Origin of the sequence: Agromyces mediolanus, from assembly GCF_014648575.1 — a bacterium.
Lineage (GTDB): Bacteria > Actinomycetota > Actinomycetes > Actinomycetales > Microbacteriaceae > Agromyces > Agromyces mediolanus.
Genome location: NZ_BMRJ01000001.1, coordinates 1,821,334 through 1,845,575, shown reverse-complemented (window position 1 = coordinate 1,845,575; position 24,242 = coordinate 1,821,334). Strand labels below are relative to the sequence as shown.

Annotated in this window: 17 protein-coding genes and 1 riboswitch; of the genes, 4 read left to right on the top strand and 13 right to left on the bottom strand. The window is 73.0% G+C overall.

Annotated elements, in window-relative coordinates; genetic code table 11:
- Positions 1 to 25 precede the first annotated feature (25 nt).
- Positions 26 to 136, bottom strand: a riboswitch (TPP riboswitch).
- A gap of 82 nt (positions 137 to 218) precedes the next feature.
- The 10 genes from IEY71_RS08735 to IEY71_RS08690 form a co-directional block, all read right to left on the bottom strand.
- A complete protein-coding gene (locus IEY71_RS08735) occupies positions 219 to 554 on the bottom strand; it encodes a hypothetical protein (RefSeq protein ID WP_189084823.1) in 336 nt (111 codons plus the stop codon).
- 63 nt (positions 555 to 617) lie between these two features.
- Positions 618 to 1,898, bottom strand: coding sequence for a DNA polymerase IV (locus IEY71_RS08730; RefSeq protein WP_189084822.1), 1,281 nt, complete (start codon positions 1,896 to 1,898; stop codon positions 618 to 620).
- A 43-nt stretch (positions 1,899 to 1,941) separates the two neighbouring features.
- Positions 1,942 to 2,577 (bottom strand): hypothetical protein, encoded by a 636-nt coding sequence (locus IEY71_RS08725; RefSeq protein WP_189084821.1) that lies wholly within the window; start codon positions 2,575 to 2,577, stop codon positions 1,942 to 1,944.
- Positions 2,578 to 2,686: 109 nt separating this feature from the next.
- Complete coding sequence (gene gatB / locus IEY71_RS08720; protein WP_189084820.1) at positions 2,687 to 4,207, bottom strand: Asp-tRNA(Asn)/Glu-tRNA(Gln) amidotransferase subunit GatB; 1,521 nt, start codon at positions 4,205 to 4,207, stop codon at positions 2,687 to 2,689.
- On the bottom strand, positions 4,207 to 5,748 hold the full coding sequence (gene gatA, locus IEY71_RS08715; protein WP_189084819.1) for an Asp-tRNA(Asn)/Glu-tRNA(Gln) amidotransferase subunit GatA: 1,542 nt from the start codon (positions 5,746 to 5,748) through the stop codon (positions 4,207 to 4,209). Before gatA ends, gatB begins: the two co-directional genes overlap by 1 nt.
- Positions 5,745 to 6,047 carry an Asp-tRNA(Asn)/Glu-tRNA(Gln) amidotransferase subunit GatC gene (gene gatC / locus IEY71_RS08710; protein WP_189084818.1) on the bottom strand — a complete coding sequence of 101 codons (303 nt, stop codon included), beginning with the start codon at positions 6,045 to 6,047 and terminating at the stop codon, positions 5,745 to 5,747. Before gatC ends, gatA begins: the two co-directional genes overlap by 4 nt.
- Before the next feature lie 38 nt (positions 6,048 to 6,085).
- Positions 6,086 to 8,431 (bottom strand): NAD-dependent DNA ligase LigA, encoded by a 2,346-nt coding sequence (ligA, locus tag IEY71_RS08705; protein ID WP_189085147.1) that lies wholly within the window; start codon positions 8,429 to 8,431, stop codon positions 6,086 to 6,088.
- A 95-nt stretch (positions 8,432 to 8,526) separates the two neighbouring features.
- Positions 8,527 to 9,273 carry an aminoglycoside 3'-phosphotransferase gene (locus IEY71_RS08700; RefSeq protein WP_189084817.1) on the bottom strand — a complete coding sequence of 249 codons (747 nt, stop codon included), beginning with the start codon at positions 9,271 to 9,273 and terminating at the stop codon, positions 8,527 to 8,529.
- Positions 9,274 to 10,413, bottom strand: a complete 1,140-nt coding sequence (mnmA, locus tag IEY71_RS08695; RefSeq protein WP_189084816.1) for a tRNA 2-thiouridine(34) synthase MnmA — start codon at positions 10,411 to 10,413, stop codon at positions 9,274 to 9,276.
- An 84-nt stretch (positions 10,414 to 10,497) separates the two neighbouring features.
- Entirely contained in the window at positions 10,498 to 11,721 is a 1,224-nt protein-coding gene (locus IEY71_RS08690) for a cysteine desulfurase family protein (protein WP_189085146.1), read from the bottom strand.
- Positions 11,722 to 11,774: 53 nt separating this feature from the next.
- Between IEY71_RS08690 and glgX the strand changes: the two genes are divergently transcribed.
- Both glgX and ybaK read left to right on the top strand, forming a co-directional pair.
- Positions 11,775 to 13,877, top strand: coding sequence for a glycogen debranching protein GlgX (gene glgX, locus IEY71_RS08685; protein WP_189084815.1), 2,103 nt, complete (start codon positions 11,775 to 11,777; stop codon positions 13,875 to 13,877).
- Positions 13,877 to 14,374 carry a Cys-tRNA(Pro) deacylase gene (gene ybaK, locus IEY71_RS08680; RefSeq protein WP_189084814.1) on the top strand — a complete coding sequence of 166 codons (498 nt, stop codon included), beginning with the start codon at positions 13,877 to 13,879 and terminating at the stop codon, positions 14,372 to 14,374. The genes glgX and ybaK overlap by 1 nt, the downstream gene beginning before the upstream one ends.
- 7 nt (positions 14,375 to 14,381) lie before the next feature.
- Here ybaK and glgP read toward each other — a convergent pair whose 3' ends face one another.
- Entirely contained in the window at positions 14,382 to 16,961 is a 2,580-nt protein-coding gene (gene glgP, locus IEY71_RS08675; RefSeq protein ID WP_189084813.1) for an alpha-glucan family phosphorylase, read from the bottom strand.
- A 97-nt stretch (positions 16,962 to 17,058) separates the two neighbouring features.
- Here glgP and IEY71_RS08670 point away from each other — a divergent pair, with 97 nt between their 5' ends.
- Positions 17,059 to 19,101, top strand: coding sequence for a maltotransferase domain-containing protein (locus tag IEY71_RS08670; protein WP_229781599.1), 2,043 nt, complete (start codon positions 17,059 to 17,061; stop codon positions 19,099 to 19,101).
- Positions 19,094 to 21,274, top strand: coding sequence for a 1,4-alpha-glucan branching protein GlgB (gene glgB / locus IEY71_RS08665; RefSeq protein ID WP_189084811.1), 2,181 nt, complete (start codon positions 19,094 to 19,096; stop codon positions 21,272 to 21,274). The genes IEY71_RS08670 and glgB overlap by 8 nt, the downstream gene beginning before the upstream one ends.
- Positions 21,275 to 21,296: 22 nt before the next feature.
- On the opposite strand, the gene IEY71_RS08660 is transcribed toward glgB, so the two are convergent.
- Both IEY71_RS08660 and IEY71_RS08655 read right to left on the bottom strand, forming a co-directional pair.
- Positions 21,297 to 22,232: a tetratricopeptide repeat protein gene (locus IEY71_RS08660; RefSeq protein ID WP_189084810.1), complete on the bottom strand. Its 936-nt coding sequence runs from the start codon at positions 22,230 to 22,232 to the stop codon at positions 21,297 to 21,299.
- Positions 22,229 to 24,100, bottom strand: coding sequence for a DUF8094 domain-containing protein (locus IEY71_RS08655; RefSeq protein WP_189084809.1), 1,872 nt, complete (start codon positions 24,098 to 24,100; stop codon positions 22,229 to 22,231). Before IEY71_RS08655 ends, IEY71_RS08660 begins: the two co-directional genes overlap by 4 nt.
- Between the last annotated feature and the right edge of the window lie 142 nt (positions 24,101 to 24,242).

The window sequence follows — 24,242 nt, the reverse complement described above, 5'->3', positions numbered from 1 at the left end:
CTTTCTTCAGTGGAAAGCGGCACGGGATTGAAGAGATCGATCTCCCTGCGCTGGCATGACCCAGATCAGGTTCGACGGTCGAAGGTTGGAGCACCTTCCTCTCAGCCCGGCTCACCGGACTCCCGTGTTCGAGCACGAGTATACGCGGACGCCGGCCGGCATGGGCCGACCGGCGTCGTCGCACGTCGTCGCGGCGCGACGTGCGTCGTGCGCGTCGCTCAGCGCTTCAACGCGCGGATGACGCCCTTCAGCGCCTTGCCGGCGACCCACACGAGGGGCGTCGCGGCGAGCAGCAGACCGATGAGGTTCGGCTCGAAGCGGACGTCGCCGCCACCGCGGGCGACGTATGCGCCGAGCGGAATGGATGCGCCGCCGCCACCCCCGCCCGAGGCGGACTGCCCTTCGTCGTCGGTGCCCGAGCCGCCGCCGAAGCCGTACCAGCCCAGCGCGACGGGGATCACCGTGGTGCCGTCGAGGTCGACGGCGTCTCCGTAGGAGGTCTTGACGCCGACACCGGCGACGTTCTCTGCGAGGTCGAGCACGAATTCAGCCATGCGACCACGGTACCCGCGCCGACGATCGGACTCCAGGGCTTGCGCTCGGCCCGGTGCGCCGCTTCAGTGGTCGGCCGGGCGATCGCCGCCCTCGAACGGCTGCCTGAATCGCGCGCCCGCCGCCGATCGCTCGGGCGCGCGCCCCACGAGCGCCGCTGGCTTCACCGCACCCGTGCCGAACTTCGCCACGACCTGATCGATCGTGCGCTCGGCATCGCGCCACTCTTCGTCGGGGTCCCACAGTGCGAAACCGCCGTCCGCGGGCCGGAGTTGCTCGCCCCGCACCCCGATGAGTCGCACCCGCTCGCCCCGGCCGACGAGCCCGGACATCGCCTCGACTGCCTCGTCGTAGATGCGACGGGCGACATCGGTCGGTTCGGCGAGCGTTCGCGAGCGCGTGATCGTGCGGAAATCGTCGTAGCGCAGCTTCAGCACGACCGTTCGTGCCACCATGCCCGCCCGTCGCAGCCGGACCGCGACGTTGCCCGAGAGGTCGAGCAGGGAACGCCGGATCTCGGCGGGATCGGCGAGATCGTGCCCGAAGGTCGTCTCGTGCCCGATGGACTTCTCGACGCGGTGCGTCGACACCTCGCGCGGGTCGTCGCCGTTGGCGAGGCGGAGCAGGCGCTCGGCCAGCGCCGGCCCGACCGCGCGCTCGAGCGCCTCGGGCGGCATGGCCGCGACGTCGCCGACGGTGTGCAGGCCGAGCTTCGCGAGCGACTGCTCGGTGACCCGGCCGACGCCCCAGAGCGCGGACACCGGCAGCGGGTGGAGGAACGCGACCGTCTCGTCGGCGGGGACGACGAGCATGCCGTCGGGCTTCGCCCGACCGGAGGCCACCTTGGCGACGTACTTGGAGGCCGCGACGCCGACCGAGCAGGTGAGCCCGGTCTCGGCCCGCACGCGCTCGCGGATGCTCCAGGCGATCTCGGCCGGACTGCCGTGCAGTCGCCGAGCCCCCGAGACGTCGAGGAACGCCTCGTCGATCGAGAGCGGCTCGACGAGCGGGGTGACCGACTCGAAGATCGTGAGCACCCGACGCGAATACTCGCTGTACTTGCGGTAGTCGCCCCGGAGGACGATGGCGTTCGGACAGCGCTGCAGGGCGACCGACATGGGCATCGCGGAGTTCACGCCGTAGCGGCGCGCCTCGTAGCTCGCCGCCGACACCACCCCTCGCCCGGCCGTGCCGCCGACCAGCACGGGCTTGCCGCGCAGCTCGGGTCGGCTCAGCAGCTCGACGGAGACGAAGAACGCGTCCATGTCGACGTGGAGGATGGGGGTGCCGGAGTCGTCGACGGGGCCGGTGGTGACCTGCCTCGACGAGCCGTCCTGCTTGCTCATGCTGCGACCCTATCCCCCGCCGCCGACATCGCCGGCCCGGCGGTCAGAAGCCGAAGTCGCCGCCGCCGAAATCGCCGCCGCCGAAGTCACCGAAGCCGCCGTCGCCGAAGCCGCCCTGATCCGCGCCCGAGGCATCGACCGAGCCGGCGTCACCGCCCTGATCGGCCCCGGCGTCGCCGCCCTGATCGGCCGAGCCCTCGCCACCGGCCTCGAACGCGCCGGGGTCGGGCAGGAAGGCCTGGGCGATCGCCGAGCCGACCACCACGCCCGCAATGGTGCCGAGCATGGACCCGCCGAGCATCTGTCCGAACGAAGGACCGCCCGCCGCGGCGGCCGCGCCGCGCCCGCCGCCCTGGAACGCGCGCTCCATGCTGCCCGGAGCCCGGAGCTCCTGGCGCGTGGCCGCCCGGGCGAGCGCGCTGGGCTCGTCGGACACGAGGCGCTCCCCCGCCGGCGCCTGCTCGCTGAGGGCCTGGAACACCTGCTGGCGCTGCTCGGGCGTGAGCTTCGCGAAGGCCTCGGCGTGCACCTGCTCGATGGACTCGGGCGGGGCCGTGCGCAGCAGGTAGCGGTAGCGCTCGACCGCGAGCTCGTCGTCGCTCAGGGCTCGGGCCCGCGGGGCGGGCTGGGCGGCGGGGCGCTCCTCGGGAGCGCCGAAGAGTCGGTCGAAGAATCCCATGCTGTCCTCGTCAATCCTGGTGGGGAAGGCGATCGTACCGAGCGCGGCCCCGAAACGGCTGAGAGCCGGTGCCGAGGACTCGGCACCGGCTCCCGCGGGAGTGCGGCGACTACTCCGCGGCGGCCGCGCGCTCGAGCACAAGCTCGCGGACGCGTGCGGCATCCGCCTTGCCCTGCATCGCCTTCATGACGGCGCCGATGACCGCACCGGCGGCCTGCACCTTGCCGTCGCGGATCTTCGCGAGCACATCGGGCTGCGCCGCGAGCGCCTCGTCGATCGCCGCGATGAGGGCGCCGTCGTCGGAGACGACGGCGAGCCCGCGGGCGTCGACGATCTGCTGCGGCGAGCCCTCGCCGGCCACGACCCCCTCGAGCACCTGGCGGGCGAGACGGTCGGTGAGCGTGCCGGCCTCGACGAGGGCGGCGAGTTCGGCGACGTGCTCGGGCGAGGCCAGCGACGCGGCATCCGTCTCGCTCGCGTTCGCGAGTCGGGTGAGCTCGCCCGTCCACCACTTGCGGGCGGCGGCGGGGCTCGCACCGGCGGCGACCGTGGCCGCGACCTCGTTCAGCAGGCCGCCGTTCACGACGTCCTGGAACTCGAGGTCGGTGAAGCTCCACTCGGCCTTGAGCCGGCGACGGCGGGCCGCCGGCGGCTCGGGCAGCGCGTCGCGCAGCTCGGCCACGCGCTCGGGCGACGGGACCACGGGCACCAGGTCGGGCTCGGGGAAGTACCGGTAGTCGTCGGCGTCGGACTTGGGGCGGCCAGGGCTCGTGGTGCCCGTGTCCTCGTGCCAGTGCCGGGTCTCCTGCGTGATCGCGCCGCCCTTCGCGAGGATCGCCGCCTGCCGCTGGATCTCGTAGCGCACCGCCCGCTCGATCGAACGGAAGGAGTTCACGTTCTTCGTCTCAGTGCGGGTGCCGAGCTGCTCGGCGCCCCGCGGACGCAGCGACACGTTCGCGTCGCAGCGCAGGTTGCCGCGCTCCATGCGGGCCTCGGAGATGCCGAGCGAGATCGCGATGTCGCGGATCGTCGACACGTAGGCCTTGGCGAGCTCGGGCGCGTCGCCCTCGGCGCCGAAGATCGGCCGGGTGACGATCTCGACGAGCGGGACGCCGGCACGGTTGTAGTCCACGAGCGAGTACTCGGCGCCCTGGATGCGGCCAGTGGCGCCGCCGACGTGCGTGAGCTTGCCCGCGTCTTCCTCCATGTGCGCCCGCTCGATCGGCACCTGGAAGGTACGGCCGTCGGCGAGCTCAACCTCGACCTCGCCGTCGAACGCGATCGGCTCGTCGTACTGCGAGATCTGGTAGTTCTTCGCGAGGTCCGGGTAGAAATAGTTCTTGCGGGCGAAGCGGCTCGACTCGGCGATCGAGCAGCCCAGGGCGAGGCCGAGCGAGATCGACTTCTCGACCGCCTCGCCGTTGACGACCGGCAGCGAGCCGGGCAGCCCGAGGCAGACCGGCGACACGAGCGTGTTCGGCGCCGCGCCGTGGTACTTCTCGTTCGCCGGGTTCGGGGCGGGCGAGAACATCTTCGTCTCGGTGTTGAGCTCGACATGCACCTCGAGGCCGATCACCGGCTCGAAGAGCTCGAGCGCCTGCTCGTAGTCCATCAGTTCGACGCGCGCCATCAGAGTGCGCCCTCCTCGGTCGCGGTGAGCTCGTGGGTCGAGAGGTCGGGGGCCTTCGCGATCAGCGGGCCGCCCCACTCCGCCTCGAGCAGCCGCTCGAGGGCGCCGCCGACGTTGTAGAGGCGGGCGTCCTGGCGGGCCGGGGCGAGGAACTGGATGCCGACGGGCAGGCCGTCCTCCGGCGCGAGGCCGGCGGGGAGCGAGATGCCGGGCACGCCGGCGAGGTTCGCCGGGATGGTCGCGATGTCGTTCAGGTACATCGCGAGCGGGTCGTCGAGCTTCTCGCCGAGCTTGAAGGCCGTCGTCGGCGCGGTCGGCGTGGCGAGCACGTCGACCTTCGCGAAGGCCTGGTCGAAGTCGCGCTGCACGAGGGTGCGCACCTTCTGGGCGCTGCCGTAGTAGGCGTCGTAGTAGCCGGCCGAGAGGGCGTAGGTGCCGAGGATGATGCGGCGCTTGACCTCGGGGCCGAAGCCCGCCTCGCGGCTCGCCGCCATGACCTGCTCGACCGTGCCGCCGCCCTGCGGAGTCACCCGGAGGCCGAAGCGCACCGAGTCGAACTTCGCGAGGTTCGAGGAGGCCTCGGCGGGCAGGATGAGGTAGTACGCGGCGATCGCGTGCTCGAAGTTCGGTGCCTCGACCTCGACGATCTCGGCGCCGTTGCGCTCGAGCAGTTCGAGCGACTCGTGGAAGCGCTGACGGACGCCGGCCTGGAAGCCGTCGGTGTCGAGTTCCTTGACGACGCCGATGCGCAGGCCCTGCACGTCGGCCCGGCGCACCGCCTCGGCCATCGAGGGCCAGGGCTCGGCGATCGAGGTGGAGTCGTGCGGGTCGTGGCCCGCGATGACATCCTGCAGCAGCGCCGCGTCGAGCACCGTGCGGGTGACGGGCCCGATCTGGTCGAGCGAGGAGGCCAGGGCGATCGAGCCGTAGCGGCTCACAGCGCCGTAGGTGGGCTTCACGCCGACCGTGCCGGTCACGTGCGCGGGCTGTCGGATCGAGCCGCCCGTGTCGCTGCCGAGGGCGAGCGGCGCCTCGAAGGCCGCGACGGAGGCGGCGGAGCCGCCGCCCGAGCCGCCGGGGATGCGGTCGAGGTCCCACGGGTTGTGCGTCGGGCCGTAGGCCGAGTGCTCGGTGGAGGAGCCCATCGCGAACTCGTCCATGTTCGTCTTGCCGAGCGGCACGAGGCCCGCCTCGCGGACCTTGCGCACGGGGGTGGCGTCGTACGGCGGGATCCAGCCCTCGAGGATCTTCGAGCCGGACGTCGAGGGCATGCCCTCGGTCACGAGCACGTCCTTGATGGCGATGGGCACGCCGGCGAGCTCGCCGAGCGACTCGCCCGCGGCACGGGCCCGGTCGACCTCGGCGGCGGCGCGCAGGGCGCCCTCCGCGTTCACGTGGAGGAAGGCGTGCACGGCGCCGTCGACGGCGGCGATGCGGTCGAGGTGCGCCTGCGTCGCCTCGACGGAGCTCACCTCGCCGCGACCGAGGCGGCGGGCGAGCTCGGCGGCGCTGAGACGGATCAGCTCGTCGGAGTGGCTCACTGCTCCTCCCCCAGGATCGCGGAGACCACGAAGCGGTCGCCGTCGCGCTCGGGCGCGCCGGAGAGCGCCTGCTCGGGGCTCAGCACGTCGTCGGTCACCACATCGGCGCGGAAGACGTTCTGCATCGGGATCGGGTGGCTCGTCGGCGGGACGTCGGGGGTCGCGACCTGGTTCACCTGCTCGACGGCCTGCATGATCTGGCCGAGCTCGGTGGTGAGGTGCGCGATCTCCTCCTCGGTGAGCGCGATGCGAGCGAGGTTCGCCAGATGGGCGACCTGCTCCGCACTGATTTCAGGCATGCTGCTCCGAACGTGTCGTGACGGGGATGCCTGCCAGTCTATTCGAGCGCGTCGCCGGGCATCGAGTCGCCGAGCGCGGACGGGCCTTCCGTCACGAGCAGCCGGAACTGCTCGGCGTCGAGGACGGGGATGCCGAGCTCCTCGGCCTTGGCCAGCTTGGAGCCCGCGCCCGGGCCCGCGGCCACGTAGTCGGTCTTCTTCGAGACGCTCGACGCGGCCTTGCCGCCCGCGGAGATGATGGCCTCCTGGGCGCCCTCCCGCGTGAAGCCCTCGAGGCTGCCCGTGGCGACGACCGTCAGCCCGGCGAGCACGCCACCCGCCGCGACGGCCGCGCCCGGGCCAGGGTGTCCGGGCGTCGCCCACTGCACGCCCGCGGCGGCCCAGCGCTCGACGATCTCGCGGTGCCAGTCCACCTCGGACCACTCGAGGAGCGAGTCGGCGATGATGCCGCCCACACCCTCGACCTCGGCGAGCTCGGCCCGGTCGGCCGCCCGGATCGCGTCGAGCGAGCCGAACCACTCGGCCAGGGCACGCGCCGCGACCGGGCCGACGTGCCGGATGTTGAGCGAGACGATGAGTCGCCACAACGGCTTGGTCTTGGCCTTCTCGAGCTCGGCGAGCAGCTTCGTGGCCGCCTCGGAGGGACCGACCTCGCGGTAGTCCTTGCGCACGCCGGCGGCGCGGCGCTCGGCGGGGCTCATGGACTCGGTACCCGGCGGGTAACTCGCGGGGCCGAGCTTCTGGAATGGCAGCCGCCGGACCGGTTCGCCCGTCTGCTCGTCGATCTTCACCTCGCCGGTCTCGGCGTCGCGCACGACGACCTCGATCGGCACGAGCTCGTCGAGCGTGAGCTCGAACAGGCCGGCCTCGGTCGCGAGCGGGGGCTCGGCCGGCACGGTGGGCTGGGTGAGCGCCGCCGCGGTCACCTCGCCGAGCGCTTCGATGTCGAGGCCGCCGCGCGAGCCGATGTGCTCGATGCGACCGCGCACCTGCGCGGGGCAGGACTTCGCGTTCGGGCAGCGGAGGTCGATGTCGCCCGCTTTCATGGGCCGGAGCGGCGTGCCGCACTCGGGGCACCGCTCGGGCATCTGCCACTCGCGCTCGGTGCCGTCGCGCAGTTGCTCGACCGCGCCGAGGATCTCGGGGATGACGTCGCCGGCCTTGCGCAGCACGACGGTGTCGCCGATGAGCACGCCCTTCGCCTTCACGACCTGCTGGTTGTGCAACGTCGCCTGGCGCACGGTGGAACCGGCGACCTTGACCGGCTCCATGATCGCGTAGGGCGTCGCACGACCGGTGCGGCCGACCCCGACGGCGATGTCGAGGAGCTTCGTGTGCACCTCCTCGGGCGGGTACTTGTACGCGATGGCCCAGCGCGGCGCCCGGCTCGTGGCGCCGAGCTCGTCGTGCAGCGCGAGCTCGTCGACCTTCACGACGATGCCGTCGATCTCGTGCTCGACGTCGTGGCGGTGCTCGCCCCGGTCCGCGATGAACTCGGTGACCTCGTCGACGGACGAGAACAGCCGGGAGTGCGGCGAGACGGGCAGGCCCCACCCCGCGAGGAGGCCGTAGATCTCGGACTGCTCGCGCACCTCGGGATGCTGCCAGGCGCCGATGCCGTGCAGATACAGTGCGAGCCGGCCGAGTCGTTCGCGCATGAGTTCGAGCTCGAGGGGGCCCTTCTTCTCGCGCCGCTGCCGCAGGCTGCCCGCCGCGGTGTTGCGGGCGTTGGCGAACTCGGGGTACTTCGTGGGGATCTCGTCGGCGGGGCGGCCCTTGGCGAGCTGCTCGGCCTCGTACGCCGCCTGCAGCTCGTGCTGGCGCTCGTTCAGCGCTTCGAAGTCGACCGTGCGCAGGAACACCTCGCCGCGCACCTCGAAGAACGCGGGGAAGCCCTCGCCGGTGAGCTCGCGCGGGATCACCGGGATCCAGTCGACGTTCTCGGTGATGTCCTCGCCGACCCGGCCGTCGCCGCGGGTGGTGGCGGTCTCGAGCACGCCGTCGCGGTAGGCGAGGCTGATCGCGAGCCCGTCGATCTTGAGCTCGGACAGCCAGTGCACCGGCCGCCCGGCAGCGGCCTGCGTCTTCGCCGCCCAGTCGCGGAACTCCTCGATCGAGAACACGTTGTCGAGGCTCAGCATGCGCTCGGCGTGCTCGTGCTCGGGGAAGCCGGCCGAGACGATGGCGGCGCCGACCTGCTGCGTCGGGCTGTCTTGGCCGGCGAGCTCGGGGAACGCGCGCTCGAGCGCCTCGAGGCGATGGAAGTCGGCGTCGTACTCGGCATCGGAGAGCGTCGAGTCGCCGTCGCCGTAGTAGGCGAGCCGCGCCGCCTCGATCCGCTCGGCCAGCCGCTCGGACTCCGCCCGCGCCTCGTCGAAGCTCATGCCCTCGAAATCGGCCGGGAACTCGCTCGCAGTCGTGGTCTCGCTCGCCGCATTCGTCTCGCTCACAGGCCAATCCTACGGAGGACCGGCGACACTCACTCGGCGTCCCAGAGGGCGCGGTAGTAGGCGAGCCGTGGCTCGTCGGGCTCGACGCCGTACGCGGCGAAGAACGTCGGCTGCCAGCCCGGCCCGTAGTTCCAGTCGAGGCTCAGGCTCGCCACCGCGAGGTCGGCCCAGCGGTCCGCGACGCCGAGCCTGGCCGCATCGACGATCGCCGCGAAGCGGCCGTCGTCGCCGAGCAGCGTGTTCGGCGCGCACGGATCGCCGTGGCAGACGACGGGCTCGACCGGCGGCGGGTCGCGCAGCTCCGCCGGCACCGGCAGGCCGTCGCGGCGCAGGACGTCGAGCCGGTGCGCGACGCCCCAGTCGTACGGGCAGTCGGCCAGCTCGAGCGCGTGCAGCCGCCGGAGCCCCTCCGCGATCGCCCGCACCGCGGCGCCCGGCTCGGCCAGCCAGCGCTCGTCGACGGCGGACCGGGCAGGGATGGCCTCGCTCAGCAGCCATTCGCCGGAGGCATCCGCTCCCACCTCGAGTACCTGCGGCGCCGGCAGCCGGCCCGCGAGCCAGCGCAGCCGCTCGGCCTCGTCGGCGAGCGACTCGCCCGAGCCGGGCGGGTTCCACTTCACGACGCTCGCGCGCTCGCCCTCGATGCGGAAGGTCAGTCCGCCCGCCTCGTTCCGCCACAGCGGGGTCGTCGGGCGTCCTGCGGCGAGCTCGAGCACCTTCGCCGGCCGCACGACCTCGGCCTCGGGTCGCTGGCCCGCGAGCTCGGGTTCGCCCATCTACGCGCCGACCGGGACGGCGCTGACCGTGCGGTCGATGGTGCACTGCCCGAGCACCCGCGTGCCGACGTACACGACGGCCGTCTGGCCGGGCGCGACGCCGTCGAGCGGCTGCGCGGGGCGCACCACGAGCTCCGCCGAGCCGTCGTCGTCGCGATCGATGCGGGCGACCGCGGGCACCGGGTCGGCGTGCGCCCGGATCTGCACCTCGCAGTCGAAGTCCTCGCCGTCGGCGGCGACGAGCCCGGAGGCGACGGGGTCGAGCCCGGCCCAGCTGAACCGCGACCCGGCGATCTCGGCCGTGGCGAGCGCCTCCTTCGGGCCGACGACGACGGTGTTCTCCTTCGGCCGCACCTCGAGCACGAAGCGGGGCCGCCCGTCGGGCGCCGGCGTGCCGAGGCGGAGGCCGCGGCGCTGGCCGACCGTGTACGCGTGCGCGCCGTCGTGGCTGCCGACGACGGCGCCGGTGCGGTCGACGATGTCGCCGGGGGTCTCGCCCACGCGATCGGCGAGCCAGCCCTTGGTGTCGCCGTCGGGGATGAAGCAGATGTCGTAGGAGTCGGGCTTGCGCGCGACCGCGAGCCCGCGTCGCTCCGCCTCCTGGCGCACGAGCTCCTTCGACGGGGTGTCGCCGAGCGGGAACCAGGCGTGCGCGAGCTGCTCCGCAGTGAGCACGCCGAGCACGTAGCTCTGGTCCTTGGCCTCGGCGCTCGCGCGATGCAGCTCCAGCTCGCCCGAGGCGCCCGGCAGCACCTTCGCGTAGTGGCCGGTGACGACGGCGTCGAAGCCGAGCGCGAGCGCCTTCTCGAGCAGCGCGGCGAACTTGATGCGCTCGTTGCAGCGCATGCAGGGGTTCGGCGTGCGCCCGGCGGTGTACTCGGCGACGAAGTCGTCGACGACGTCCTCCTTGAAGCGCTCGGAGAAGTCCCAGACGTAGTACGGGATCTCCAACAGGTTCGCGACGCGCTGGGCGTCCATCGAGTCCTCGATCGTGCAGCAGCCGCGACTGCCGGTACGGAGCGTGCCCGGCATGCGGCTGAGCGCGAGGTGCACGCCGACGACGTCGTGGCCGGCCTCGACCGCGCGCGCCGCGGCGACGGCGCTGTCGACGCCCCCGGACATGGCTGCTAGCACTCGCATGCGTCCCAGTCTACGAAGTCACGGCTGGGCGGCGGCCGGATGGCGCGGATCGGTCGGGCTCGGCACGGATGCCGCGCGCCGGCCTCAGCGATCGAAGGAGGTGCGGCGGGCGGCGAGCCCGGCCTTGGCCGCCCGCTCGTGGGCCGCCGGCAGCGCCGCGAGGAAGGCGTCGACGTCGGCCTCGCTCGAGTCGTGGCCGAGGGTGATGCGGAGCGCACCGCGCGCCTCGCTCTCGCTGCGGCCCATCGCGAGCAGCACGTGGGAGGGCTCGGGAACCCCGGCCTGGCATGCCGAGCCGGTCGAGACCGCGACGCCGGCGGCGTCGAGGAGGAAGAGCAGCGAATCGCCCTCGCAGCCCGGGAAGGCGAAGTGCGCGTTTCCGGGCAGGCGGCCGGCGGGCGCGGGGTCGCCCGACAGCACCGCACTGGGCACCGCCTCGGCGACGCCCTCGATGAGCCGGTCGCGGAGCGCCGCCATGCGGGCGGCGTCGTCCTCGAGCCGGAGCGCCACCGTCTCCGCGGCGGCCGCGAAGGACGCCGCCGCCGCGACATCCTGCGTGCCCGAGCGCACCCGCCGCTGCTGTCCGCCGCCGTGGATGAGCGGCTCGATACGTCCGGTGCGGTCGAGCACGAGGGCGCCGATGCCGGCCGGTCCGCCGATCTTGTGCGCCGAGACGCTGATCGCGACGAGTCCCTCGCCCGGCTTGGCGCCCGTCTCGCGGCGCAAGGCGTGAAGGCCGACGGGCAACTGCCCGTAGGCCGCGACCGCGTCGAGGTGGAGCGGCACGCCCGCAGCGGCCGTCAGCTCGGCGACCCGGGCCACCGACTGCACCGTGCCCACCTCGTTGTTCGCCCAGAGCATCGTGACGAGTGCGATCCGCCCGGCGTCGGCCTCGAGCTCCGCGGCGAGCGCGTCGATGTCGAGGCGGCCGAGCTCGTCGACCGGGAGCTCGACGATCTCTGCGCCCTCGTGGGCGGCGAGCCATTCGACGGTGTCGAGGGTGGCGTGGTGCTCGCCGGCGGGCAGCACGATCCGCGGCCTGACGGCGTCGTGCTGACGCTGCCAGTAGAGGCCTTTGATGGCGAGGTTGATCGCCTCGGTGCCGTTCCCGGTGAAGACGAGCTCGATGGGGTCGGCGTCGAGGGTCGCGGCGACGACGGCGCGGGACTCCTCGAGGGAGCGTTTGGCGCGCTGGCCGGCGCTGTGGATCGACGCCGGGTTGCCGACCGTGGCGAGCGCGGCGGTGAGTGCGGCGACGGCTTCGGGCCGCATGGGGGTCGTCGCGGCATGGTCGAGGTAGACGGGCACGCCGCTCTCCTCTCCTGCCGGTGGCATGTGGTCCACGAACTACTGTAGATCGCATGTCGGCCCCCGATCCCCTGCGCGAGCTCGGCGCCTCCCCCGGCGTCGACGGCGGTGCGGTGCGCATCTGGTCGGCGCATGCCTCGGCGGTGGAGCTCGTCGTCTTCGACGACGGGGATCTGGAGTGGGCGGTCGACCGGGTCGCGCTGGAGCGCGACGAGCACGGTGTCTGGTCGGGGCGTTCGGGCGCGCTCACGCCCGGCGCGCGGTATGCGATCCGGGTGGACGGGCCGGCCGGCGTGGAGCACGCCTTCAACCCCGTGCACGATCTGCTCGACCCCTACGCGCGGGGGCTGGTGCGCGCCGACGCCGGGTCCTGGCGCGGGGTCGCGCTCGGCCGCTTGGGCGACGGCGACGGCTTCGAGTGGGGCGGCGTGGCCGCGCCTCGGATCCCGCTCGATCGCACCGTCGTGTACGAGACCCACGTGCGCGGCTTCAGTAAGCGCAATCCGGCGGTGCCCGAGGCGTTGCGCGGCACCTACGCCGGGCTCGCGCACGACGCCTCGCTCGACTACCTGCGCGATCTCGGGGTGACGACGGTCGAGCTGCTGCCCGTGCACGCCTTCGTCTCGGAGGAGCGGCTCGTCCGGCAGGGGCGGGTGAACGCCTGGGGCTACAACACGCTCGGCTTCTTCGCGCCGCACGGCGCGTACGCGAGCGCGGCGGCGCAGGCGGAGGGCGCTGCGGGGGTGCGACGCGAGTTCGCGGGGATGGTGCGGCGCCTGCACGAGGCGGGCCTCGAGCTCGTGCTCGACGTCGTCTACAACCACACTGCGGAGGAGCACCGCGAGGGGCCGACGTACAGCTTCCGCGGCATCGACAACGCCGCCTACTATCGGCACGACGCGCACGGCCGCTACGTCGACACGACCGGGTGCGGCAACACGCTCGACTTCGGCCGGGAGCAGACGGTGCGTCTCGCGCTCGACTCGATGCGGTACTGGGCGGGCGAGCTCGGCGTCGACGGGTTCCGGCTGGACCTGGCCGCGACCCTCGGCCGCGACGACCACGGCGCGTTCACCCCGGAGCACCCGCTGCTGCGCGGGATGCTCGACGATCCGGTGATCGGCGCGTCGAAGCTCATCGCGGAGCCGTGGGACCTCGGTCCCGACGGCTGGCGCACGGGCGGCTTCCCCGCCGGATTCAGCGAGTGGAACGACCGCTATCGCGACCGCATGCGCGACTTCTGGCTGACGGATCTGCGCCAGGAGCGCGAGACGGGTTCGGCGGGCAGCGGGATCGGTCGCTTCGCGACACGGCTCGCGGGCTCGGCGAACACCTTCTCGCCGGAGCGGGGCCCGCTCGCGAGCCTGAACTTCATCACCGCCCATGACGGCTTCACCCTCGCGGACCTGACCGCGTACGACGTCAAGCACAACCTCGGCAACGGCGAGGACAACCGCGACGGCGCCGATCACAACCGCTCGTACAACCACGGGGTCGAGGGCGAGGCCGCGGACCCCGAGGTGCGCGCCGCGCGGCGGCGCAGCATCCGGAACCTCCTCGGCACCCTGCTGCTCTCGGCGGGCGTTCCCATGCTCACCGCGGGCGACGAGTACGGGCGGACGCAGCGCGGCAACAACAACGCGTACTGCCACGACTCGCCGCTGACCTGGCTGGCGTGGTCGGACGAGGACCGGCCGCAGTCGGCTGCTGCGCTGCACCGCACGGCCAGGGCGCTCATCCGCCTCCGCGCGGAGAACCCGGCCCTCCGCCCGGTCCGCTACGGCGTGTTCGGCGAGACGACGCCGAGCGCGACGCAGATGGACTGGTACAACGCCGAGGGCGAGTCGATGGGCATCGACGACTGGAATTCGCCGGCCGAGCGCACGCTGCAGTACCTCGCCGCTTCGACGCCGGAGCACGAGCCGCCGAACCGCATCCTGCTCGTCGTGCACGCCCGTTCCGAGGACACTGAGGTGGTGCTGCCCGCGCACGCGGGCGTCGCCGGCTACACGCTGCTCTGGGACTCGGCACTGGAGGAGCCCGAGGCCGTCGCTCGGACGCTCGCGCCGGGCGCCGGGCTGCCGGTCGCCGCATGGTCGATGCAGCTGCTGCGAGCCGAGCCGGAGGGCGCCGAGCCCGAGAGCGGAGCCGTCTGATGGCCAGGCGCGCCGAACCCGCGGCCGGCACCCCGGCGACGGTGGCGCTCACCGCGGCGGGAGTCGCGTTCGTGCCGCGGGCCTACGATCACGACCCCCGTGCCGCGGCGTTCGGCCTCGAGGCGGCGGAGAAGCTCGGCGTCGAGCCCGAGCGCGTGTTCAAGACCCTGCTGGCGTCCGTCGACGGCGCCCTGGTGGTCGGCATCGTGCCGGTCGCCGAGCAGCTCGACCTGAAGGCGCTCGCGCAGGCGGTCGGGGGCAAACGGGCGGAGATGGCCGACCCCGCCCTCGCGGAGCGGAAGACCGGGTACGTCGTCGGCGGCATCAGTCCGATCGGCCAGAAGGCGGCGCTGCCGACGGTGCTCGACGAGACCGCGATCCTCTTCGAGTCGATCCTCGTCTCCGGCGGGCGACGCGGCTTCGACCTCGAGCTCGCGCCCGACGACCTCCTCCGCGTGACCGCCGGGAGCTACGCGCCGATCGCCCGCGCGCGCTGACCCGGCCTCAGCCCTCGGCGAGCGCGACGAGGCCGAGTTCGGCCGGCCCCGCGAGCAGCGGGTTCGAGGGCACGACGCGCACCGTGTAGCCGAAGGCGCCGGCGCGGTCGAGCGTGACGGTGCCGCCGTACGCTCCGTCGCCGAGCCGCGCGAGCCGGGTCGTCCGCGGTTCGGCGAGGGAGTCGTCGGCTCGGCTGCGGCCGGAGACGAGCTCGACGGCGACGTCGGTGTCGTCGAGGCCGCCGAGGGCGAGCTCGGCGCGCACGTGCAGTTCGTCGCCGACCGCGGGCTGATCGAGCCCGCCGGACTCGACGTGCAGCACGCGCACCTCCGGCCAGGCGGCGCGCACTCTGGCGCTCCACGCGGCGAGATCCCTGGCGCCCCGCGCACCGTCGGCGACGAGGGCCCGGCGTCGCTCGGCCGCGGGGCCGTAGAGCCGCTCGACGTACTCGCGCACCATCCGGTCGGCCCCGAGCTCCGGGACGAGCCGGGTGAGGGTGGCGCGCAGCATCCGGAGCCACTCCCCCGGGACGCCGTCGGCGTCGCGCTCGAAGAACCCGGCGGACTCCGCGGGGTCCGGCCGGTCGTAGAAGGCCGGGACGATCCGGTGCTCGAGCAGTTCGTAGAGCGCTGCGGCCTCCCGCTCGTCGCGCTCGCCCTCATCGCCCGCCGAGTCCGCGGAAGGGATGACCCAGCCGAAGTCGTCCGAGGCGTACTCGGCCCACCAGCCGTCGAGGATGGAGAGGTTCAGCGCGGCGTTCATCGCCGCTTTCATGCCGGAGGTGCCACAGGCCTCGAGCGGCCGCAGCGGGGTGTTCAGCCAGACGTCGCAGCCCGGGTAGAGGAGTTCGGCCATGCCGATGTCGTAGTCGGGCAGGAAGACGATGCGTTCCCGCAGCTCCGGTCGGGCGGCGAACTGCACGAGCCGTTGGATGAGCCGTTTGCCCTCGTCGTCGGCCGGGTGCGCCTTGCCGGCGATGACGAACTGCACGGGGCGCACCGGGTCCGTGAGGATCGCGGCGAAGCGCTCCGGGTCCTGCAGCATGAGGGTGAGTCGCTTGTACGTCGGCACCCGTCGGGCGAAACCGACGGTCAGCACGTCGGGGTCGAGTGCTCGGCTCATCCACTCGGGTGCCTGGCCGCCGGGATGCTGCTCCTGCCAGCTCGCGACGAGGCGGCGCCGCGCCTCGTCGACGAGTCGCGCGCGCATCTCGCGCTTCACGGCCCAGAGCTCGGCGTCGCCGAGGGCGGGGTTCTGCCAGTCGGCGTGTTCGCTGTCGTCGGTGCCGAGGGTGCGTTCGGCGAGCGCGATGAGCGCGGGGTCGGTCCAGCTGGGCGCGTGCACGCCGTTCGTCACGGAGGTGATCGGCACCTCCTCGGCGTCGAATCCCGGCCAGAGATCGGCGAACATGCGGCGGCTCACCCGTCCGTGCAGTTCGGAGACGCCGTTCGCGTGCTGCGCGAGGCGCAGCCCCATCACCGCCATGTTGAACGCGCTCGTCGCGGGGTCGGCACCGGGTTCGACGCCGAGGGCGAGCGCGTCGGCGGGGGCGACGCCGGGCAGCAGCTCGGAGGTGACGTAGCGCTCCACCAGCGCACGGTCGAAGCGGTCGATACCGGCGGGCACCGGGGTGTGCGTCGTGAACACGGTGCCGCCGCGCACGAGCTGCAGCGCCTCGGGGAACGTGAGCCCCTCGCCGATCGCGGCGGAGATGCGCTCGAGGCCGAGGAAACCGGCATGCCCCTCGTTCATGTGGAACACCTCGGGCTCGGGCGCGCCAACGAGCTCGCTCCAGGCGCGCAGCGCCCGCACCCCGCCGATGCCGAGCAGCAGTTCCTGCAGGAGCCGGTGCTCGCTGCCCCCGCCGTACAGCCGGTCGGTGACGCCGCGGAGCTCGTCGCCGTTCGCGGGGACGTCGGTGTCGAGCAGCAGCAGGGTGACCCGGCCCACCGCCGCGCGCCAGACCCGCGCGGTCAGGGTGCCGCCGTCGGGCAGTGCGAGGGAGACCTGCACCGCGCTGCCGTCGGGCCGGCGGAGCACCGCGAGCGGCAGCCCGTCGGGGTCGAGCGCGGGATAGCGCTCCTCCTGCCAGCCGTCGGGCGAGAGCGATTGCGAGAAGTACCCGGTGCGGTAGAAGAGGCCGACGGCCACGAGCGGGACGCCGAGGTCGGAGGCGGCCTTCAGATGGTCGCCGGCGAGGATGCCGAGGCCGCCCGAGTACTGCGGTAGGGCCGCCGCGATGCCGTACTCCGGCGAGAAGTACGCCACGAGCTCCGGCCGCTCCCCCTCGAGCCGCTGATACCACCGCGGTTCACCGAGATACGCGTCGAGTTCGGCCTGCTCGCGTTCGGCGCGGGCGACGAACTCGTCGTCGGCGGCGAGCTGCTCGAGCCGGGCGGGCTCGACCTCGCCGAGGAACGTCACCGGGTCGTGCTCGGAACGCGCCCACGCCTCCGGGTCGATGTGCTCGAACAGCCGGCGCGTCGGCTCGTGCCACGCCCAGCGGAGGTTCGCCGCGAGTTTCTCGAGCGCGGCGAGACGCTCGGGGACGACGGCACGGACGGTGAACTTCCGGATCGACTTCACCCCCTCAGACTAGGAGGCCCTCGTGTCCGCTGTGTGAACTCCGCATCACCGCTCACCGCCGAGCGTGTCGAAACCGGGCTGCGCTAACGTTCGGAGGGTGACGTTCCGCCTCGCCGCCGACCGCATCCCCGTGACCGGGCTCACCCCGGCCCTGCCAGACCCGCGCTGGCATCCGAAGGCGTTCGAGGGCGAGGTGGTGCCGTTCGGGGCGACGGTCTTCCGGGAAGGGCACGACCTCGTGGGGGCGCTCCTCGTGCTCACCGCGCCGAGCGGGCGCGTCCTGCGCCGACGGATGCGGACCGCCGGGTCGGGCACCGACCGCTGGACCGCCGAGGTGCAGCTCGACGAGACCGGCCGCTGGCACTGGCACGTCACCGGCTTCGACGACGAGATCGGCACGTGGCGGCACGATGCCGCCGTGAAGATCGACGCGGGCGTCGACGTCGACCTCATGTACGAGCTCGGCGCCCGGCTCCTCGACCGCGCGGCAGCCGAGCGGGAGCGACCGGCCGCCGCCCGACGGGCGATCGCCGCGCTCGCGGCCCGGCTGCGCGATCCGCAGCTCGATCCCGCGGAGCGCCGCGGTCTCGTCGACGACCCGGCCCTCGCGGAGTTCGAGCTGCGACCGCTCAGCCGCCTCGCGGGCGACTCCCCCGAGCGCGAGCTGCTCGTGGAACGCCGCCGGGCCGGGGTCGGCAGCTGGTACGAGTTCTTCCCCCGCTCGGAGGGCGCGAAACGGCGCCCCGACGGCAGCTGGAAATCGGGCACCTTCCGCACCGCGGTGAAGCGCCTCGACGGCATCGCGGCGATGGGATTCGACGTCGTGTACCTCCCGCCGATCCATCCGATCGGGGTCACGAACCGCAAGGGGCGCAACAACACCCTCGACCCCGGGCCGCACGACCCCGGCTCGCCCTGGGCGATCGGCGGACCGCTCGCCGACGGCACCCCGGGCGGGCACGACGCGATCCACCCCGATCTCGGCACGCTCGCCGACTTCCGCCGCTTCGTGCGCGAGGCCGCCGCGCGGGGCATCGAGGTCGCCCTCGACCTCGCCCTGCAGGCCTCCCCGGACCATCCCTGGGTCGCGGACCACCCGGAGTGGTTCACCGTGCTGCCCGACGGCACCATCCGCTACGCGGAGAACCCGCCGAAGAAGTACCAGGACATCTACCCAGTGAACTTCGACGACGACCCGGAGGGCCTCTTCGCCGAGGTCCTGCGGATCGTGCACCACTGGATCGCCCAGGGCATCCGCATCTTCCGCGTCGACAACCCGCACACCAAACCGCTCGCGTTCTGGGAGCGCCTGATCGCCACGGTGAACGCCGAGGAGCCCGACGTCGTCTTCCTCGCCGAGGCGTTCACCCGGCCGGCCATGCTGCAGGCGCTCGCCATGGCGGGGTTCCAGCAGTCCTACACGTACTTCACCTGGCGGAACACGAAGGAGGAGCTCGAGGAGTTCCTGCTCGGCCTCGCCCGGGACACGGCCGACTTCCTGCGGCCGAACCTGTTCGTGAACACCCCCGACATCCTCACCGAGTACCTGCAGTTCGGCGGCCCGGCGGCGTTCACCGTCCGGGCGACGATCGCCGCGACCGCCGCCCCCACGTGGGGCGTCTACTCGGGCTTCGAGCTGTTCGAGTCCGTCGCCCGGCCCGGCGCGGAGGAGGCCATCGACAACGAGAAGTACGAGTACAAGCCCCGGGACTTCGCGCTCGCCGAGTCGGAGGGCCGCTCGCTCGCGCTCTACCTCGGCATCCTGAACCGCATCCGAGCCGAGCACCCCGCTCTCGGCCAGCTCCGCAACCTGCACGTGCACCGCAGCGACGACGAGGCCGTCCTCGTCTACTCGAAGCGGCTCGCCGCCGAGTTCACCGGCACCGGGGCGGACGACACGCTGATCGTCGTCGCGAACGTCGACCCGCACTCCGTGCGCGAGACGACCGTGCACCTCGAGCTCGACGCGCTCGGCCTGCCGCCGGGCAGCACCTTCGACGTCGAGGACCTCGTGACGGGACAGCACTGGGAGTGGGGCGCGGACGCCTACGTCCGGCTCGACGCGTTCACCCGGCCGGCGCACGTGCTGCACGTGCGGCCTCGCGCCGCGGATGCCTCGGAGAGGATCGCCCATGACTGACGCCGTCCCGCACGAGCTCCTGACCGCCGTCGCCGAGGGTCGCTCGGCCGACCCGCACGCCGTGCTCGGCCAGCACGGCGGCGAGACGCCCGGCGCTGCGCGCACCCTGATCCGGGCGCGCCGACCGCTCGCAGACTCCGTGGACGCGCTCCTCGACGACGGCCGGGTCATCCCGCTCCGTCATCTCGGCGAGGGGATCTGGTCGGGCGGCGACGACGGCGCGCCGAGCGGGTATCTCCTCCGCGCCCGGTACGCCGACGGCAGCGAGTGGACCGCCGACGACCCGTACCGCTTCGAGCCCACCATCGGCGAGCTCGACCTGCACCTCATCGGCGAAGGACGGCACGAGGAGCTCTGGCGCGCGCTCGGCGCCCACCTCCGCAGCCACCGCGGCACCGGGGCGACCGTCACCGGGACCGCGTTCACGGTGTGGGCGCCGAGGGCGCGCGCCGTGCGCGTCGTCGGCGACTTCAACCGCTGGGACGGCCGCGGGCACGCCATGCGCAGCATGGGCGCGAGCGGCGTCTGGGAGCTGTTCGTCCCGGGCGTCGAGGCCGGCGCACGGTACAAGTTCGAGCTGCTCACCGCGGACGGCAGCTGGATCATGAAGGCCGATCCCATGGCCAGGCAAGCCGAGCACGCGCCGGCGACGGCCTCGGTGGTCTCGACGAGCGAGCACCGCTGGGGCGACGCCGCGTGGCTCGCCGAGCGGGCCGCGCACTCGGTCCACGAGCGCCCGATGAGCATCTACGAGCTCCACCTCGGCTCGTGGCGCCCCGGGCGCGGCTACCGCGACGTCGCCGACGAGCTCATCGAGTACCTCGACTGGCTCGGCTACACCCACGTCGAGTTCCTCCCGCTCGCCGAGCACCCCTTCGGCGGGTCCTGGGGGTACCAGGTGACGGGCTACTACGCGGCCACGAGTCGCTTCGGCACGCCCGACGACCTCCGGTACCTCATCGACCGGCTGCATCAGGCCGGCATCGGCGTGATCATGGACTGGGTCCCAGGCCACTTCCCGAAGGACGAGTGGGCCCTCGCCCGCTTCGACGGCGAACCCCTCTACGAGCACGCCGACCCGCGGCGCGGCGAGCAGCTCGACTGGGGCACGCTCGTCTTCGACTACGGCAATCCGCGGGTGCGGAACTTCCTGGTCGCCAACGCGCTGTTCTGGCTCGAGGAGTTCCACGTGGACGGGCTGCGGGTCGACGCGGTCGCCTCGATGCTGTACCTGGACTACTCGCGCGCCGAGGGTGAATGGCTCCCCAACGAGCACGGCGGCCGCGAGCACCTGGAGGCGATCGCGTTCCTCCAGGAGGCGACGGCGACCGCGTACAAGCGGAACGCGGGCATCGTGATGATCGCCGAGGAGTCGACGGCGTGGCCTGGCGTCACCGCGCCGACCTCCTCAGGCGGGCTCGGCTTCGGCTACAAGTGGAACATGGGCTGGATGCACGACACGCTCCAGTACGTCGCCCACGATCCGCTGTACCGGGCGCACCACCACCACGAGCTCACCTTCTCGTTCCAGTACGCGTTCAGCGAGCACTACGTGCTGCCGATCAGCCACGACGAGGTCGTGCACGGCAAGGGCTCCCTCGTGCGCAAGATGCCGGGCGACCACTGGCAGCAGCTCGCCACCACGCGCGCTTACCTGGCCTTCATGTGGGCGCACCCCGGCAAGCAGCTCCTGTTCATGGGGCAGGAGTTCGGCCAGCTCTCCGAGTGGAGCGAGGAGCGCGGGCTCGACTGGTGGATCCTCGATCAGCCCTCGCACCGCCAGCTCGCCGAGTTCGTGGCACGGCTGAACCGCGTCTACCGCGAGCTGCCGTCGCTGTGGCAGCTCGACGACGACGCGAGCGGCTTCGAGTGGGTCGACGGGGGCGCAGCGGCCGAGAACGTGATCGCGTTCCTCCGCTACGACCGGGAGCGCACTCCCCTGCTCTGCGTCGTCAACTTCGCCGGCCGGCCGCACGAGGGCTTCCGGCTCGGACTGCCCGCAGCCGGCCGCTGGGTCGAGGTGCTGAACTCGGATGCGCTGGAGTTCGGCGGCTCCGGCGTCGGCAATCTGGGCGCGGTCGAGGCGGTCGACACGCCCTGGGCGGGACGGCCGGCGTCGGCCGCCGTCACGCTGCCGCCGCTCGGGGCGCTCTGGTTCCGCCTGGAGGGATGACCCGAGGGTCGGCCCGCCCGCCTCAGTACAGCAGGCTCGCGAGCCGGCGGCGCGCCACGGCGACCCGGGGGTCTTCCGTGCCGACGACCTCGAACAGCTCCACGAGACGCTCGCGCACGGCCGCCTTGCCCTCCGGGTCGAGCGTCGGGAACAGGCTCAGCAGCCGGTCGAAGGCGTCGTCGATGTGCCCGCCGGAGAGGTCGAGGTCGGCGACGGCGAGCTGCGCGTCGAGATCGCCCGGGGCGGATGCCGCGGCGTTCCGGATCTCGTCGAGGCTCTTGCCCTGCAGGCGCCCGAGCAGGCGCACCTGAGCCAGCCCGGCGACCGCGAGCTGGTCGCGCGGGTCCTGCGCCATCGCCGTGCGGTACGCCGTCTCGGCGGCCGCGTAGTCACCGCGCTCGATGGCGTCGTACGCCTCCTGGTGGAGCGGCGGCAGCGGGGCCTCGACCGGCTCGGCCGACTCGTCTCCAGCCGTGGCGCCGGGATCGATCCGACCGTCGGCGCCGTGCTGCGCGCCGAGCTCGAGGAGCTGGTCGAACAGCTGCTCGATGACCTCGTCGGGCTGCGAGCCCGCGAAGAGCGGCACCGGCTGCCCGGCGACGAGGGCGACGACGGTCGGCACGGACTGGGCCTGCAGCGCCTGCACGAGCTGGGGGCTCCGCTCCGCGTCGACGGCGGCGAGCAGGAGCCGGCCGTCGCGAGCGCGGACCAGTCGGGCGATCCGGTCGACGAGCTCGATGGAGGGCTCGCTGAACCCGGCCCAGAGGGCCGTGACCACCGGGACCGTCTTGCTCTGCTCGAGCACCCGGCCGAAGCTCTGGTCGTCGGCCTCGACGATCAGCGGATCGGAGCCTCCGCCTGCCGCAGCCGTGCCGTCCGCCGACGGCTGAGGGCGCTGCGCGAGCGAGGAGAGGTCGACCGCTCCGCGCAGGCCGATCGGGTCGTTCGAGTTCGTCATTGGACCTCCGAGGCGCTGACGAGGCTCTCGGACCAGCCGAGGAGCCGAATGGGTTCATCCGTGCCGACGGCCGGCACGTAGAAGAGCAGCTGCAGATCGCGAGTGGACTGCACGCCCTTCGCGCTCTGCTCGGTGAAGCCGGACAGCGCGCGAGCGGGCGTGTCCTCCTTGAAGCCGGTCGTGCCGCCGTCGTTCGGCCGCGATTGCTCGGTGCGGCGCACGAGCGTCGAGACGAGCGCGCCCGCGTCGTTCGTCGCGAGCGCGACGACGGGGGCGTCGCCCGCGACGGCGGAGACGCTCAGCGTGATGGTCGGGTTCGCCCCCTGGACCTCGTTCGCCCGCGCGGTCGCGTTGAGCGTGTCGTCCAGGTCGGTGCCCTCGAGGTCGAACAGCGGTGCGTACTCGCTCTCGGCCCCCTTCATCAGGATGTCGGCGAACGCGGTCGAGACCTGGGACGGTGCGAGCGAGAGACCCTTGTACTCGGGCGCGATGATCGGCGCGCCGATCGACGCGGGCGCGACGTCGGGGAACTCCGGCCCCGGCACGAGCGACATCGTGTACAGCACGTGGTACTGGTCGCGCGGCGAATCCTGCTGGAGCACGAGCGCCGTCGGGGCGACCGCGGCGTCGTCGGAGGACTCCATGACCGTCAGCACGGTGCGCGGCCATCCAGTCGTCGGATCGGCGCTCGTCTGCTGCGGGAGCATCACGGACAGCGGACCCGGCGGGATGGCGAGCACCTGCGTCTGATCGGGCAGGGTGCCGCGGATCGTGTAGTCGGCCGCCCGTGCCTCGAGCGCAGGGCCCGTGAAGCGGGTCTCGAGCTCGTCGCTCGCCCGCGCCTCGTCGTTGGCGACGGTGAACTCCGAGATCGTGCGCATGATGCGCTCCATCTGCGGTTCGGTGACCGCGGGCACGGTCGCCTCGGTGGGCTCACCCTCGGCGGGCGCCTCGCTCTCGGTCGGACCGGGCGTCGCGGTCGCCTCCTCGCTCGGCGCCGGCTGCTCGAAACTCGGCCAGTAGTCGGACGAGCACGCGGAGAGCGCGAGCGCGGGCACCAGCACGAGCGGGGCGAGGAGCGCCCGACGCCCGCGGCCGAGCGCCTGCGACTGCTCGGCCTGACTCGGCGCAGGGCGGCGGCGGAGACCGCGCGGCCCCTTGGGGAGGTTGCGCCGCGGGCCGCGCGAGCGGCGGTGGTGGCGGATGCCGAGGAGGAGGAGCACCAGGCCGACGAGGAACATGACGCTGCCCCCGACGAGCAGGGGACCCGCCCAGGGCGTGGAGTTGTCGAGCGGCCAGGCGACGGCGAGCCGGTCGGGCACCGCGTCCTCCGAGCCGGAGGCCACGATCACGGAGATGCCCTCGGGTGCCGCGATCGTGGTCGTGACACGGCCGTCGCCCGTGAACTGGTCCAGCCAGAGGTCGGACCCCGCCGGCGAGACGGTCGCCGTGTCGGCCTCCGTCTCCGGCGCCTCAGGCGTCGCCGGCGTCGCCGGCTCCACCGCGCCGGCCACGGGCGGCTCCTCGGTCGGGGTGTCCGTCACCCCGTCGACCCGTTCGCTCACGAGCTCGTCGGTCTCGGCGTCGTAGCCGATGGTCACGTGGTCGCTCGCGCGCACCCAGGCCTCCACGTCGGACGAGCGCCCATAGGCGAGGAAGACCGAGCCGTCGCCGGCGGCGCTGAGCGTCTGCTTGCCGGGGTGCGCGGCGAGCGCGTCGGGCTCGATCACGACGTAGTCGACCGACTCGTCGACGGTCGCCGTGAGCGACACCCGGGCAGGCTCGAGGAAGACCGTGCGCTGGGCGATGCCCAGCCCGATCAGCACGGCGGCAGCGACGAACGCCACGATGGCGAGGACGAATCGCACGGAGGACCTCCAGGGGCAAAGACATTCCACACTACCCAGCGCGCCTGAGCGTCTCCTAACCGCCAGCTGAAGACGAAATCCCCGGCTGCGCCTCCTACCCGTACAATCGGAGGCGATTCCCGCGCGCCTTTTCGCCGTCGCG